Annotated in this window: 13 protein-coding genes and 1 riboswitch; of the genes, 1 reads left to right on the plus strand and 12 read right to left on the minus strand. The window is 70.8% G+C overall.

All coding sequences use genetic code 11. From position 1 onward, the window contains the following. Positions 1 to 21: 21 nt before the first annotated feature. From RLT58_RS10460 to RLT58_RS10515, 12 genes are all read right to left on the minus strand, one after another. The gene (locus RLT58_RS10460) at positions 22 to 1,041 is read right to left on the minus strand and encodes a LacI family DNA-binding transcriptional regulator (protein WP_311310122.1); all 1,020 of its coding nucleotides are present in this window, start codon (positions 1,039 to 1,041) and stop codon (positions 22 to 24) included. A gap of 239 nt (positions 1,042 to 1,280) precedes the next feature. After that, positions 1,281 to 2,249 (minus strand): helix-turn-helix transcriptional regulator, encoded by a 969-nt coding sequence (locus tag RLT58_RS10465; RefSeq protein ID WP_311310123.1) that lies wholly within the window; start codon positions 2,247 to 2,249, stop codon positions 1,281 to 1,283. Positions 2,250 to 2,285: 36 nt separating this feature from the next. After that, on the minus strand, positions 2,286 to 3,152 hold the full coding sequence (locus RLT58_RS10470) for a thioesterase family protein (protein ID WP_311310124.1): 867 nt from the start codon (positions 3,150 to 3,152) through the stop codon (positions 2,286 to 2,288). A gap of 71 nt (positions 3,153 to 3,223) precedes the next feature. Next, positions 3,224 to 3,883: a trimeric intracellular cation channel family protein gene (locus tag RLT58_RS10475; RefSeq protein ID WP_311310125.1), complete on the minus strand. Its 660-nt coding sequence runs from the start codon at positions 3,881 to 3,883 to the stop codon at positions 3,224 to 3,226. 18 nt (positions 3,884 to 3,901) lie between these two features. Then, positions 3,902 to 5,077 (minus strand): ABC transporter ATP-binding protein, encoded by a 1,176-nt coding sequence (locus RLT58_RS10480; protein WP_399131862.1) that lies wholly within the window; start codon positions 5,075 to 5,077, stop codon positions 3,902 to 3,904. Positions 5,078 to 5,127: 50 nt separating this feature from the next. After that, on the minus strand, positions 5,128 to 6,222 hold the full coding sequence (locus tag RLT58_RS10485; protein ID WP_399131272.1) for an ABC transporter ATP-binding protein: 1,095 nt from the start codon (positions 6,220 to 6,222) through the stop codon (positions 5,128 to 5,130). Next, entirely contained in the window at positions 6,219 to 7,229 is a 1,011-nt protein-coding gene (locus RLT58_RS10490) for an ABC transporter permease (protein ID WP_311310126.1), read from the minus strand. The genes RLT58_RS10485 and RLT58_RS10490 overlap by 4 nt, the downstream gene beginning before the upstream one ends. A gap of 142 nt (positions 7,230 to 7,371) precedes the next feature. Beyond that, positions 7,372 to 9,138, minus strand: a complete 1,767-nt coding sequence (locus tag RLT58_RS10495; RefSeq protein ID WP_311310127.1) for an ABC transporter substrate-binding protein — start codon at positions 9,136 to 9,138, stop codon at positions 7,372 to 7,374. 69 nt (positions 9,139 to 9,207) lie between these two features. Then, positions 9,208 to 10,206, minus strand: coding sequence for an ABC transporter permease (locus RLT58_RS10500; RefSeq protein WP_311310128.1), 999 nt, complete (start codon positions 10,204 to 10,206; stop codon positions 9,208 to 9,210). Positions 10,207 to 10,628: 422 nt separating this feature from the next. Further along, positions 10,629 to 11,435: an enhanced serine sensitivity protein SseB C-terminal domain-containing protein gene (locus RLT58_RS10505; RefSeq protein WP_311310129.1), complete on the minus strand. Its 807-nt coding sequence runs from the start codon at positions 11,433 to 11,435 to the stop codon at positions 10,629 to 10,631. Positions 11,436 to 11,577: 142 nt separating this feature from the next. Beyond that, the gene (locus RLT58_RS10510; protein ID WP_311310130.1) at positions 11,578 to 12,372 is read right to left on the minus strand and encodes an enhanced serine sensitivity protein SseB; all 795 of its coding nucleotides are present in this window, start codon (positions 12,370 to 12,372) and stop codon (positions 11,578 to 11,580) included. A gap of 206 nt (positions 12,373 to 12,578) precedes the next feature. Further along, positions 12,579 to 13,265 (minus strand): AAA family ATPase, encoded by a 687-nt coding sequence (locus tag RLT58_RS10515; protein ID WP_311310131.1) that lies wholly within the window; start codon positions 13,263 to 13,265, stop codon positions 12,579 to 12,581. Positions 13,266 to 13,450: 185 nt separating this feature from the next. After that, positions 13,451 to 13,544: riboswitch (glycine riboswitch) on the plus strand. A gap of 142 nt (positions 13,545 to 13,686) precedes the next feature. On the opposite strand from RLT58_RS10515, the gene gcvT reads away from it, so the two are divergent. Beyond that, positions 13,687 to 14,802 carry a glycine cleavage system aminomethyltransferase GcvT gene (gene gcvT / locus RLT58_RS10520; RefSeq protein WP_311310132.1) on the plus strand — a complete coding sequence of 372 codons (1,116 nt, stop codon included), beginning with the start codon at positions 13,687 to 13,689 and terminating at the stop codon, positions 14,800 to 14,802. Positions 14,803 to 14,862: the final 60 nt, after the last annotated feature.

Consider the following 14,862-nt stretch of genomic DNA (forward strand, 5'->3'; position numbering starts at 1 on the left):
GGCCGGTTCCTGGTCCTCTCGTCACCCGTGGTGGGCCGGGCCGATCGAGGCACGAGGGATGAACTCGGCGGGCGGCAGGTCCACATGGGCCGCACCCTCGCCGGCGAGCACCGCGTCCAGGGCGCGGGCCGCCGCCTCCCCCCAGCCGCGGGCGTCCGCACGGGCGGAGGCGAGCGGGGGGTAGGTGTACCGCGTCAGCGGTGTGTCGTCGTAGCCGACGACCGACAGGCGTCCGGGGACCGGTACGCCCAGCTCCTGGGCCACGGACAGTCCCGCTGTCGCGGCCAGGTCGTTTCCGTAGACGATCGCCGTCGGCGGCTCGTCCAGCGCGAGCAGCCGGCGTGTGGCGCGGGCGCCGCCCTCGGCGGAGAACCCGCCCGGCAGCACCGGCCCCACCGGCAGACCGAGCGTCCGCAGCGTCGTCTCCCAGGCCGCCCGGCGCCGCCGCGCGTGCCGGAACTCCTGGGGGCCCTCGACATGGGCGATGCGGCGGTGCCCGAGGCCGGCCAGCCGGCGGACCGCCTCGACATAGGCGGGCTCGTCGTCCAGGCCCACCGACGACAGCCCCTCGGCCCACTCGCGCCGCCCCACCACCACGGCCGGGAGGCCGAGGCGGTGCATCAGGGCGGGGCGCGGGTCCTCGTGGCGCAGGTCGGTGATGAGCACGCCGTCCACCTGCCGGTCGGCGGCCAGCCGTTCGTACACGGCCTGCTCCCGCCCGGGGGTGGTCACGTGCACCATGAGCCCGTCGCCGCGTTCGCCGAGGACCACTTCGACGCCCGCGATGAAGGCGGGGAAGAAGAGGTCGGCGCCGATCTGTTCGGGATCCCTGGCCAGCACCAGCCCGAAGGCGCCCGCCTTGCCCAGCGAGAGGGCCCGGGCCGGGCGGCTCGGGGTCCAGCCGAGTTCGGCGGCGACCGCGAGGATGCGGACCTTGGTCTCCTGCGCGATGCCCGGCCGGTCGTTGAGCGCGAAGGACACGGTGCTCCGGGAGACCCCGGCGCGTTCCGCGACGTCCGCGATGGTGGGCTTGCGGGCCATGACGCGTTCAGCTCCCTGCGAGACGGGAGGGCCGGCGGCCGGGGCCGTCGAAGGACCCGGGTCCGCACCGTCCGAAAAGCTCAACTGTGCGGCTTCCCAGCCACTTTCACCCAGTACTTAAACCGGTTTAAGTGACCGGCTGGCGCTTACTAAACCGGTTTGAAGGAGAGGCCGTCAATGGACGGGCGATGTGACCTGCGCCGCACGGGACGCCGGTGCGACGGGACCGGCCGCACCGCTCAGCCGTCCTCCCCGTACAGCTCCGCCACCGCCACCGCGCGGGCCCGCAGCGCGGCGCGGGCCCCCGGGGGCGCGAGTACCTCCACATGCGGACCGAAGGAGAGCAGGGAGCGCGCCCACTCCTCGGACTCCACGGCCAGTTCGGCCCGCAGCCACGCGCCGTCCGGCTCCTCCGGCCTCGGCTCGCCCGTGAGCACCGCCGCGTTGAGCCGCAGGAAGAGGTCGAGACGGGAGCGGTGCACCCGGACCCGCAGGGTCACCTCGCCCTGCCGCTCCTCGACCTGGCGGCGCAGTTCCTCCCAGACCTCGGCCAGTTCGGCGCCGGGCCTGCGCACCACCGGCTCCTCGGTCAGCACGGCCCGTCGCACCCGGTCGGCGCGGAAGAGCCGGGGCTCCCCGTCCCGGTCGGCGACGAGGTACCAGACGCCCGCCTTCACCACCAGGCCGTACGGGTCCACGGTGTAGGTGCGGGCCGTCCTCGTACCGCTGTGCCGGTAGTCCAGGCGCAGGCGGCGGTCGGCGAAGACGGCCTCGTGCAGGTCGGCGATGTCGACGGCGGCGCGCGGGCCGCTCATCCAGCGCACCGGGTCGACGAGGATGCGGCGGCTGGTCAGTTCGGCGGCGGGGCGGTACGGGGCGGGCAGCGCGGCCATCACCTTGCGCAGCGCGGAGCCGAGCGCCTCGTCGAGCCCGAGCGCGGCATGGGCGCCGTCGGCGGCCAGCACGAACAGGGCGCGCGACTCGTCGGCGGTCAGCCCCGTGACATCGGTGCGGAACCCGGGCAGCAGGGCGATGCCGCCGTACCGGCCGCGTTCCGCGTAGACGGGGACGCCGGACGCCGAGAGCGCCTCGACGTCCCGGTAGATGGTGCGTACGGAGACGTCGAGGCGCTCGGCCAGCTCGGTGGCGGGGACCAGACGGCGGGTCTGGAGCAGCAGCAGGATCGAGAGCAGCCGGTCGGATTTCACTCCACCAGCATCCCCCGGACCGGCCGGTGCGGGGGGTCAGCTGCGCGGGGCCCGGGCCAGCTGGCGGGACTGGGCGACCAGCCGGTCGGCGCTGTCCCAGACGTCCGCGTCCTCCTCCAGGAAGCCGCCCGCGAGGTTGCGGGTGGTGATGGAGACGCGGAGCGGGCCGGGGGCGGGCCGGCAACGGATGTGGGTGGTGAGCTCGATGGTGGGGGTCCAGCCCTTGAGGCCCAGCTCGAACGAGGTCGGCGGCAGCGCGTCGACGGTGAGCAGCAGCGAGAGGGGGTCGGCGTCACGGCCGTCCGCCAGTCCGAACCAGCCGCGCATCTCGCCCTTGCCGGACGGCGCTCCGACCGCCCAGCCGATCGTGGCGGGGTCGAGCTTGATGTCGAGGCGCCCGGTGATGGCGGAGCTGCCGGGGATCGGGGCCGGGCCGTCGCTCGGGCCGAGGCAGTGCTCGCGCGGCGGGATGGCGGGCGGCTTGGCCGAGGTGCGGACGTCGTCGCTCAGCGCGTCCAGGTCGCCGTAGGTGGCGAGGACCCGGATGCGCTCGGTCTCGGTGCCGTCCTCGGCGTACTGGAAGAGGGAGGCCTGACCGGTGGAGAGGGTGCGTCCGGTGCGGACGGTCTGGGTGCGGATCACGGCGGGGCCCGGCACGGACGCGGTCAGGTAGTGCGCGGAGACCGAGAAGGGGTCCTGGTGCGGCAGGGCCTCGCCGAGCGCGCGGCCGAGCATCGCCAGCAGGTAGCCGCCGTTGACGGCGTGGATGATCGTCCAGCCGGCGGAGAGCTCCGCGTCGTAGACGCCCTCTTCACGGAGGGTGACGGCGGTGTCCCGGTCGAACTCGCTGTCGCCGATGGTTGCCTGCGCGGTCTGTGCCGCCTGCGCTGCTGCCTGTGCCATGGAAAGGACGGTACACCGATTGCATTACTGAGCGGTAGCTTTTTCGGGTCCGTGAGATGACGGCCGGCGGTTCAGTTCTCCTCCGCCGTCGCCGAGCGGCGGTTGTAGGCGCGGGGCGCCCGCCAGTGGAAGCGCAGCGCCAGCAGCCGCAGCACGAACGCCGCGATCACGGCGGCGCCGCTGGTGAACGCGTTGAGGGTGTCGAAGCGGATGCAGAGCACGATCGTGGTGGCGCCGACGATGGCGGGCACCGCGTACAGATCGCGGTCCCAGCGCAGCAGCGACGGCACCTCGTTGGCCAGGACGTCGCGCAGCACACCGCCGCCGACCGCGGTGGCCAGGCCGAGCGCCGCCGACGCGGTGAGGCCGAGGCCGTAGTCGTACGCCTTCACCGTGCCGGTGACGCAGAAGAGGCCGAGGCCGGCCGCGTCGAAGACGTTGACGCCCACCTGGATGCGCTCGACGTGCGGATGAAGGAAGAAGACGAGGACGGCGGCGAACAGCGGGGTGGTGAAGTACCCCAGGTCCGTGAAGGCGGCCGGCGGCACCGCGCCGATGATCAGGTCACGGAACAGCCCCCCGCCCAGCGCGGTCACCTCGGCGAGTACCGCGATGCCGAAGACATCGAAGTTCTTGCGTACGGCGAGCAGAGCGCCGGAGATCGCGAAGACGAAGATCCCGACGATGTCGAGCGCATGCTGGACGGAGGGCGTGAACAGTTCGTTGAGCACCGGGCAATTGTGCCGGTCCTACTCCTTGGCGCCGTCCTCGGCCGCCCCGGAGGGTGTCGCGGCGTCCGGCTCACCCTTCGCCACGGGCTCGCCGGCCTCCGGCTTCGCCACCGTGACCAGCTCGACCGCTTCCCGGGCCCCGGCCAGGACCTGCTGCCCGGGCGCCTGGTCCTCGGCGTTCTCCGGGTGGTGGCAGGCGACCTGGTGGCCGGTCTTCAGCGCGATCAGCGGCGGCTCCTGCGTCTTGCAGATGTCCGACGCCTTCCAGCACCGGGTATGGAAGCGGCAGCCGCTCGGCGGCGAGATCGGCGAGGGCACATCGCCCTTGAGCAGGATGCGCTCGCTCTTGGCCCCCCGGCGACGGGGGTCCGGCACCGGCACCGCGGACATCAGGGCCTTGGTGTACGGGTGCATGGGCGCCGAGTACAGCGACTTGCGGTCCGCCAGCTCGACGACCTTGCCCAGGTACATGACCGCGATCCGGTCCGAGACATGGCGGATGACCGAGAGGTCGTGCGCGATGATCACATACGTGAGGCCCAGCTCGTCCTGGAGGTCGTCCAGCAGGTTGACCACCTGGGCCTGGATCGACACGTCCAGCGCGGAGACCGGTTCGTCGGCGACGACCAGCTTCGGGCGCAGGGCGAGCGCGCGGGCGATGCCGATGCGCTGGCGCTGGCCGCCGGAGAACTCGTGCGGGTAGCGGTTGTAGTGCTCGGGGCTGAGCCCGACCAGCGACAGCAGCTCCTGCACATGGGCCTTCAGACCGCCCTCGGGCTCGACACCCTGGAGCCTGAACGGCGCGCTGACGATCGTGCCGATCGTGTGGCGCGGGTTCAGCGAGGAGTACGGGTCCTGGAAGATCATCTGGATGTCGCGGCGCATCGGCCGCATCTGCCCCATGGACAGGTGCGTGATGTCGCGGCCCTCGAACTCGACCTTGCCGCCGGTCGGTTCGATCAGCCGGGTGATGAGCCGGCCCATCGTCGACTTGCCGCAGCCGGACTCGCCGACGACGCCCAGGGTCTCCCCCGGGTACACCTCGAAGTCGATGCCGTCGACGGCCTTGACCGCGGCGGTCTGCCGCCCCAGCAGGCCCTTGCGGATCGGGAAGTGCTTGACCAGGCCCTCGACCCGGAGCAGCGGCTCGCGCGCGGAGACGGCCTGCTCCGGGATCTTCACGTCCTTCTCCAGCACCGGGGGATCCTTCTTCTCGCTCACGTCGCTCACATCACTCGCCTCGCTCACAGCTTCGGCGCAATCTCTTCGGTCCAGATCCGGGTCCGCTCCTCCGGTGCCATGTGGCAGGCGGAGAAGTGGCCGTCGCCGACCTGCTTCAGCTCGGGACGTGTCGTGCGGGTGACGTTGTCCCCGGGGACGTCCGCGTACGGGCAGCGCGGGTTGAAGGCGCAGCCGCTCGGGACGTTGATCAGGGACGGCGGCTGCCCCTTGACGGGGACCAGCCGCTCGGTCTCCTCGCGGTCGATGCGCGGCATCGAGGTGAGCAGACCCCAGGTGTACGGGTGCTGGGCCTCGTAGAAGACCTTCTCCGCCGGCCCGCGCTCGATGCACCGGCCGCCGTACATCACCAGGAGCTCGTCGGCCATCTCGGCGACGACCCCCAGGTCATGGGTGATCATGATGACGGCGGAGCCGAACTCCTTCTGCAGGTCCCGGATCAGGTCCAGGATCTGCGCCTGGACGGTGACGTCCAGGGCGGTGGTCGGCTCGTCGGCGATGAGCAGCTCGGGGTTGTTGACCAGCGCCATCGCGATCATGGCGCGCTGGCGCATCCCGCCGGAGAACTCGTGCGGATGGGCGTCCACGCGCTTGTGCGGCTCGGGGATGCCGACCCGGTCGAGCATCTCGACGGCCCGGGTGCGGGCGATCTTCTTGCTGACCTTGTTGTGGACGCGGTACGCCTCCACGATCTGCGCGCCGACCGTGAAGTACGGGTGCATCGCGGACAGCGGGTCCTGGAAGATCATGGCCATCTTGCGGCCGCGCAGCTCGCGCACCCGGTCGTCGGAGGCGCCGATCAGCTCCTCGCCGTCCAGCCAGACCTCGCCGGATATGCGGGCGTTGGGGGCCGTGCGGTGCAGGCCGAGGACGCCGAGCGAGGTGACGGACTTGCCGGAGCCGGACTCGCCGACGATACCGAGGGTCTGTCCGGGCTTCACGTCGAAGCTGACGCCGTCGACCGACTTGACCAGGCCGTCATCGGTCTGGAAGTGGATGCGCAGGTCCCGTACGGAGAGGAAGGCGTCATCGCCGCCGGCCCGCGCGGCGGGGACGGACGCGCCCGCCGCCGCGGTCTGTGCCTTGGAAACCTCGGTCACGAGTACCTCACCCTGGGGTCGATGGCGGCGTACACCAGGTCCACCAGCAGATTGCAGACAACGATGAAGAAGGCCGCGACGAGCGTCACGCCCATCACGATGGGCAGGTCGCTCTCCTGCACGCTCTTGATGGCGTACTGGCCGAGGCCGGGGAAGGAGAACACGGTCTCGGTGATGACCGCGCCGCCGACCAGCAGGCCGAAGTCCATGCCGAAGATGGTCACGATCGGGGTGAGCGCGGCCCGCAGACCGTGCTTGCCGATGACGCGGCTCTCCTTCAGGCCCTTGGCGCGGGCCGTGCGGATGTAGTCCTCGCCCATCGTCTCCAGCATCCCGGCTCTGGTGATGCGGGCGTAGAGCGCGGAGTACAGGAAGGCGAGCGAACACCACGGGATCAGCAGGTTCCACGCCCAGTCCAGCGGACTCTCCGTGAAGGGGACGTAGTTGACGCCCTCCCAGACGGGCCACTGCACGGTCAGCACACCCAGCGCGAGCATGCCGGTGAAGAAGATCGGCAGGGAGACACCGGCGAGCGCGACGCCCATGAAGAAGCGGTCGAGGATCGAGCCCCGCTTGAGCGCGGAGACGACACCGATCGCCACACCGCTGATCAGCCAGATCACCGCGGCGCCGATCGCCAGGGAGAACGTGACCGGAATACGCGCGGTCAGCTCGGGCCACACCTCGACGTGCCGCTTGAAGGAGTAGCCGAAGCACGGCACCCCGCAGTGCGTCGCCTCGGGGCCGAACTGGAAGTCGGCGCCGACGAACAGCTGCTTGAGGAAGTGCCAGTACTGGAAGTACAGCGGCTGGTCGAGGCCGAGGTTCTGCTTGACCGCGAGGATGGACTGCGGGTTGGCGTCCTTGCCCACGTACTGGGCTGCCAGTTGGTCCATCGTCTGCCCGGCTATCCGGGGGACGAGGAAGAAGATCGCGAAGGTGACTGCGCTGACGATCAACAGCAGCAGCACCGCGCCGAAGACGCGTCGGATGATGTACGCAGCCACAGCTATCCGGCGCCGGTATCTGCTCGCCGGGGGTGACCCATGCGGTCGGACACCGTGCCTTCACCTGCCTTTCGGGACAATTCTGGGGGGTCCGGCCGCTTCCCGGGCCGCGCGTCGCGCGGCCCGGGAAGCGGGGCCGTTCCTACTTGGCGGAACCCATCAGCACGTAGTCGTACATGCCGAGGTAGGCCTGGGTGACCGTGACGTTGGTCGCGGACTCCGGGCGGAGCAGCAGGTTCTTGCGGTAGATCAGCGGCACAGCGGTCGCGCCTTCGGCCACGGCCTTGTCGACCTCGCCCCACGCCTTCTCACGGGCGGCGGAGTCGGTGTTGGCGATGCCCTCGTTGAGCAGCTTGTTGATCTTCGGGTCGTCCAGCTCCTGGACGTTGTTGCCACCGGACGGCTTGATGGCCGAGCCGTTGATGATCTGGTCCAGGAAGCCGAAGCCGGTCGGCCAGTCGGCACCCCAGGCGGTCATGATCATGCCGAGCTTGTTGGCGTGCACGTAGCTCGGGTTGCCGGCGAAGTTCGAGAAGTACTTGCCACCGGGGAAGCTCTTGATCTCGGCGTTGATGCCGATCTTCTTGAGCGAGGCCTGCACCGCGGTCACCATGGACATCTCGGCGGGGCGGTCGGAGCGGGCCGAGATCTTGGTGTCGAAGCCGTTCGGCTTGCCACACGCCTTCAGCTCTTCCTTGGCCTTGGCCTCGTCGCCCTTGTGGCCGGCGCTCTCGTACAGGTCGAACTTCGAGTAGCCGTTGACCGTCGGGGGCAGCAGGGTCGTGGCGACGTCACCCTTCGGGTCGCCACCCTGGGCCGCCTGGACCGACGCCTTGTCGAGACCCCACTGCACGGCCTTGCGGCAGTGGATGTTGTCGAACGGCTTCACGTGGACGTTCAGACCGATGTACGAGGTGGCACCCGCGTACGAGTTGTCGGTCTGCTTCTTCAGGTCGGCCTTGGTGAGGACCTTCGGCTGGGTCGCCGGGGCGACACCGGTGCCGGCCGCGTCAGCGGCGATGTTGTCCGCGAGCAGGTTGTTGTCGACCGTCTCCTGCTTGACCTTGAACCGGATCGTCACCTTGTCCGGCAGGGCCGGACGCAGCGGGTCGGTCTTCGGGTCCCAGTTCGGGTTGCGGACGAGGGTCGCGCTGCGGCCCTCCTCGTACGACTCGAACTTGTACGGGCCCGAGGAGACAATGCCCTTGACGTAGTCGGCACCCTTGTCCTTCGCGGCCGGCACGGGGGCCGTCTGCGTGAAGGTCGCCAGGTAGTCGAAGTCCGCGAAGGCGTCCTTCAGCTTGAAGACGATCGTCAGGTCGTCCGGCGTCTCGATCGAGGCGATGCCGTCCGGGTTCTTGTCCTTGTACGGACCCTTGTACTTGTCGCCTCCGATGAGGTGGGCCTTGAAGTACGTCGGACCGTTGGACAGGGCCTCCGGCGCGAAGTTGGAGCGCTCGACGGCGTACTTGACGTCCTTCGAGGTGATCGCGGACCCGTCCTCGTACTTGAGCCCCTTCTTGAGCTTGTACGTCCAGGTCTTCGCGTCCGGGCTCGCCTTGCCGAGGCCCTCGGCGAGGTCCGGGACGACCTCCAGGCCGTCCTTGCCGGCGGCCGGCTTGAACGACGTGAGCGAACGGCCGTACAGGCGGGAGAAGTTCTGCACCCAGCCGTAGTAGGTGTTGCCGGGGTCGAGCGAGTCGGGCTCGTCGGACATCTCGAGCTTGAGCGTCCCGCCCTTCTTGTCCGACTTGTTGACGACGGACGTCAGCGCGGCGTCAGTCGCGGCGGAGCCGTCCTTGCCGCCCTTGCCGCTGCTGTCGCTGTCCTTGGAGCCGTTGCACGCGGACGCTCCCAGCATCAGGACCACAGCTGTGGCGACCACCGCTGTCGTTTTTCTGGTCTTCACCTGAGGAAATCCCCCTCAATCGATGGTTGCCATGGCTTGTCGCACGCCGTTGTGACGAGCACCCGGGCACTACTTGCTACGGGGATCGAGGGCATCACGCAGCCCGTCTCCCAGCAGGTTGAACGCCAGGACCGTGACGAAGATGGCCACGCCCGGCACGATCATGTACAGCGGATCGTTCTCGTAGAAGTCGATGGCATTGGTGAGCATCCCGCCCCAGGAGGCCTGCGGGGGTGCGATGCCGACTCCGAGGTAGCTGAGTCCCGCCTCGAAGAGGATGTTCGACGGGATGAGCAGCGTGGAGTAGACGAGAACGGGCGCCACCAGGTTCGGCAGCAGCTCCCGGAAGAGGATGAAGGGGCCGCGCGCGCCCAACGACCGTGCGGCCTCGACGAATTCGCGATTGCGCAGGCTCATCGTCTGGGCACGCACGATCCGGCCCATGTACGGCCAGCTGAAGAATCCGATCACGAAGATCAGGACGGCGATGCGCAGCGGCAGCCCTTCCAGACCGAACGCGCCGTCCTGCAGGGCCGCCGAGATGGAGATCGCGAACAGCAGCAGCGGGAAGGCCAGGAAGGTGTCCATCATGCGGCTGATGAAGGTGTCGACCCAGCCGCCGTAGAAGCCGGAGACGACGCCGAAGAAGACGCCGATCACGACGGAGAGCAGGGTCGAGCCGACGGCGACGACCAGGGAGACCCAGGAGCCCTCGATGATCCGGGTCATGATGTCCCGGCCGTACTGCGGCTCGACGCCGAGCGGGTGGCTCCAGCTGATGCCGCCCCAGTCGCCCTTGGGGGCGAGCAGCGCGGGGTCGATGAGGTCCTGGTGGAACTCGTTGGGGTCCAGACCGAAGACGGCCTGGATCGGCTTGGAGAGCACGGCGAGCAGGATCAGCAGGATGACAACGATGCCGCCCGCCACCGCCACCTTGTCGCGCTTGAAGCGCGACCAGGCGATCTGCCCGAGCGAACGGCCCTCGATCTGGCTCTGTTTAACCCCCGTGAGTACTGCCTCCGGCTGCGCCTCGGCAGCCGATCCGGTGGTCTCGATCGGTGCGGTCACAGTGCCTTTGACCCCTCCCGCCGGCGGTTGGCCGGCCCCTACTCGCCGCGGTAACGGCCTGGCGCGTGTCAGCCGGGGCGCTGTGACCCGGCTGATGTGTTCGATGCGGTGAATGCGTCTGCGGAATGTCCGCCGGTGCAACCTCGTACAAAGGGCCGACGATCCCCACTAGCCGGGAGTCTTCAACGCGGTTGCGATCACCCGCCAGACCTGACGGGGAATGTTTGCTCAAACGTGATGCGGTCAGTGAGCTTCCGTTATCCGGACAGGTTGATCGATTGAGCGGACCACTCGGCCGCTAATCCACCAGAACGGACATGACGCCCAACGGGCGTGATTGCATGGCTATTTGGGTGACCTGAGCGGACGTCTTGTCCGGTCGGCCGCCGCTTTGTCCCCTCCGGGCGGCGCGGCAGCCGGGCTCAGTACGCGCGCGGCGCCGGGCCGGGGGCCTGCGGGTATCCGTAACCGGGAGCGACGGCCGCGCCGCGTCCGGCCGGGGCGTGCGCGTCGCGGTCGTAGAACGGCCGGGCGTTGGCCCGCAGCCACATCGTGACCGGGTCGTACTCGTCGGCCATCGCGACCGTGGAGACCGGCAGCCCCTCGGGGACCGTGCCGATCGACTGCTGCATCATCGCCCGCACGGCGTCGACGGACGGCCGGCTCGTGTCGTACAGATCGAGACCGATGGCGAGGTACGGGACGCCGAGCGCGGGCTGCACCCAGGCGCGGCGCAGCGAGCGGATCGCGGGGGTGTGGTGGGCATTCTGCGCGAGCTGGGCGTAGAACTGCGGGATCTCCACGGCCGGCTCGCTGATGCGCAGCGGTCCCGCGGGCATCCGGTCGAGGCCGGTGGCGATCCGGCGCAGGTCCAGCCAGGGAATGCCGACGCCGCCGCCGGGGGCGTGCGGGTTGAGCCAGATGCCCCAGCGGTCGGGGAACAGGGCGCGGGCGATGTCGAGGCCGCCGACGACCTCGTGGGCCCTGTTCCAGCCGCTGGCGGAGAGCTCCTGGGCGGAGGTGACACAGGGGGCGTAGCCGAGGCCGTCGACCTCCATGTTGCCGTACTGGGCGTCGGGGGCGCCGGCGCTGCCGTGCCAGAGCAGCATCCAGATCCGGTCGGCCGCCAGGGCCTGGAGCAGCGCCTCGTACGCGTCGTAGCGCCCGGGCGTGACTTGGCGCAGCATGTGCTCGACCTTTCCGGCCGCCGCGGTGCCTGACGCACTCACCCTGGGTCCCGCCCCTCTTCGATCCTCTGTGTCGGCCTGCCGCTCCCGGGGCACTCGGGTTCGGCGCGGTGCCGGGGCACCAGCCATCAAACCAGCTTATGCGGCGGCCCTGACACCGACTTGACGGCGCGGGCCGGCGGTGTCATCCGGCGGGGATGCCCGGCCCCTGCGCGGCGGCCCGCTGATAGAAGGGCCGCACCCGGTCGCGCATCCAGTCGGCGACCGGGTCCTGGGCCACGTCCAGCAGCACCAGGTTGACCGGCCACGGCACCTCGACACGGCCCAGCGCCCGGCCCAGGGCGTCCATGGGGGCGTTGCGCCCGGCTCCGTCCCAGGTGGAGAACTCGACGCCGACGAAGAGGACGGGGTCGCCGCCCTCGATGCTGGCCAGGACCCGCCGGGCGGTGAGCACGACACCGCTCTCCTCGAACTCTCCGGCGGCCGCCGCGAGGAAGTCGACCGGCTCCTGCTTCCAGTCCGGTTCGTACAGCCGGACCCGGCCGCCGCTGGACGGGCCGTCGAGCGGGGTGCGACCGGTCCGGCAGAGTTCCGCGACGGCCGGCGGCGGCAGCGGCATGCCGACGGCGCCGCCCGGGTTCACCGCCAGGCCGAGCTGCGGGGGCAGTCCGCGGGCGAACTCGCGGGCGGGGGCCACGGTGAACGACAGGTGCGTGCCGACGCAGGCCAGGAACTGCTGCTCGGAACTGAACACGGGCACATAGGGCGCGCCCTCGATGTCCAGCGTCGGCAGATCGAGGTCGGTCGCGTCGGGTCCGCCGCCGTTGGGCAGGGGCACCCAGAGGCTGCTGCGGCCGAGCACCTCGACGAGCCGGCCGCCCGCCTCCGGGCTGCCGAGCGAGGCGCCGAGCACTTCTTCGAGCTCATTGGCCGGCCATCCGCTCTGCGGATGGCTCCGGGCCGGTGCCGGAATGTCCACTGTCTCCCTCTCTCACCCCGATGCCGTGCAGCAAGAGGTTAGGCCGTGTCCACAAAGTATCGTCGTCCGCCCGGAGGGCGGGGTGGCGGCGTCTGGTGCGTGCCGGGCGTCGCGGACCGGACGAGACCTTGCGGACACGGCCTCAGGCCCGTGGCCGGACTTCTCCTGGCCGCACCCCTGGTGTCCGGCCCTCGGACGGCCTTCGCTCAGTCCTTGCTCTGTGCGTCTGCGAATGAGATCCGCGTCAGCAGGTCCGCCGCGTCCCGGTCCAGCAGTACGGCGGAGGCGCAGCCGGGCGGCAGCAGGCCGGCCCCGGTGTCCCGCAGCAGGCGCGCCACGGCCCCGCGGTGCCGGGCGAACGCGTATCCGGAGACGCCCCGGCCCCGTGCGCGCTGTCCCTCCCGCGCCGTCTCGGGGGCGACGTCGAGCAGGACGAGGTGCAGGCTCCGGCCGCGCCGCCGGGCGTCGCGGGCCAGCCAGCCGCGCACCCAGGCCTGGGTGCCGCAGTCGTGGACGACGACGGAGGCCCCGGAGCGCAGCGCCCGCCGCAGCCCCCAGTAGTGGGCGATGCGGACGAGCGGCCGGTAGAGGGCGTACGGCACCGAGCGGGGCAGCCGCGCCGCCCAGCGGTCCCGGGCGTCCTGGGAGTCGATGGCGTACGCCGGGGCGGTCCGGGCGATCAGGGTCGACTTGCCGCTGCCGGGCAGCCCGGAGACCACCACGACGTCGCCCGCCGTGAAGCGCAGGCCCCCGGGACCGTGTCCGGCCCGGTCCCGCAGGTCCCGTACGACGGGCGGGCGCGGGCCCGCCGCCTCCCTGACGGGCGAGCCCGGCTGTGCGGGCAGTGCGCCGGGTGCGACCCCCGCGGCCGTCGCGTACCGCTGGAACGTCATCGCCATCCCCCTGCCGATCGAACGACCCGCACCTACCCCTGAAGTGTAAAGAAAAGGTAATGCGGCACAACTGTCCGACTCGCCGGAACCCGGCGGGGAGACCGCCGCCGATGTGTGACGTACCGCCGCCCCCACGGTCCCGCGCGGCGTGCGATGATGGCCCCGCCAACTGCATATAGGCCGCTTGAATCCGCGCGGGAGAGTTCCGGCCACCGTGCCGGGCGCCGAAGGAGCAAGATCCTCCCTTGAATCTCTCAGGCCCCGTACCGCGTGGATGAGGCAGATCTGAAAAGCGAGCCGCCCGGCGGCTCCACCCAAGGTGCAAGCCGAACCCCTGCGGGGTCTCTCGGCGAACCTCTCAGGTTCCGATGACAGATGGGGAGGGATCGTCCTCGTCGTCATGCCCTGGGAGTCCTTGTCCATGAGCACCGCCCCCCGCCTCACCGCCCTCGATGCCCTGCACCGTTCGCTGGGCGCGACCATGACCGACTTCGCGGGCTGGGACATGCCGCTGCGCTACGCCAGTGAGCGCGACGAGCACAACGCCGTGCGCACGAAGGCCGGCCTCTTCGACCTCTCCCACATGGGCGAGATCACCGTCACCGGCCCGGCCGCCGCCGACCTGCTGAACTTCGCGCTGGTCGGCAACATCGGCACCGTCTCCGCGGGCCGCGCCCGCTACACGATGATCTGCGCCGAGGACGGCGGGATCCTGGACGACCTGATCGTCTACCGCCTGGGCGAGGCCGAGTACATGGTCGTCGCCAACGCCGGCAACGCGCAGATCGTGCTGGACGCGCTGACCGCCCGCGCCGAGGGCTTCGACGCCGAGGTGCGCGACGACCGCGACGCCTACGCGCTGCTCGCCGTCCAGGGCCCCGAGTCCCCCGCCATTCTCGCCGCCGTCACCGACGCCGACCTGGACGGCCTGAAGTACTACGCGGGACTCCCGGGCACGGTCGCCGGGGTCCCCGCGCTGATCGCCCGCACCGGCTACACCGGCGAGGACGGCTTCGAGCTGTTCGTCGCCCCCGAGCACGCCGAGCGGCTGTGGCGCGCGCTCACCGATGCGGGCGCCTCGCGCGGCCTGATCCCGTGCGGGCTCTCCTGCCGCGACACGCTGCGCCTGGAGGCGGGCATGCCGCTGTACGGGCACGAGCTGACGACCTCCCTGACGCCGTTCGACGCCGGTCTCGGCCGGGTCGTGAAGTTCGAGAAGGACGGCGACTTCGTGGGCCGCAAGGCGCTGGAGGCCGCCGCCGGGCGCGCCGAGACCGCCCCGCCGCGCAAGCTCGTCGGCCTGGTCGCCGAGGGCCGCCGGGTACCGCGCGCCGGGTTCTCCGTCGTCGCGAACGGCGAGGTCATCGGCGAGGTCACCTCCGGCGCGCCCTCGCCCACGCTGGGCAGGCCGATCGCCATGGCCTATGTCGACGCCGCGCACGCCACGCCCGGCACCGCGGGTGTGGCCGTGGACATCCGGGGCAGCCACGAGCCGTACGAGGTCGTGGCGCTGCCGTTCTACAAGCGCCGGAAGTAGAACCGTAGGGCGCGGCGGGCACCGCGCACGTGACGCAGTCCCGTCTCACACCGTAAGACC

Origin of the sequence: Streptomyces sp. ITFR-16 (genome assembly GCF_031844705.1) — a bacterium.
In the GTDB taxonomy this organism is placed as follows: Bacteria; Actinomycetota; Actinomycetes; order Streptomycetales; family Streptomycetaceae; genus Streptomyces.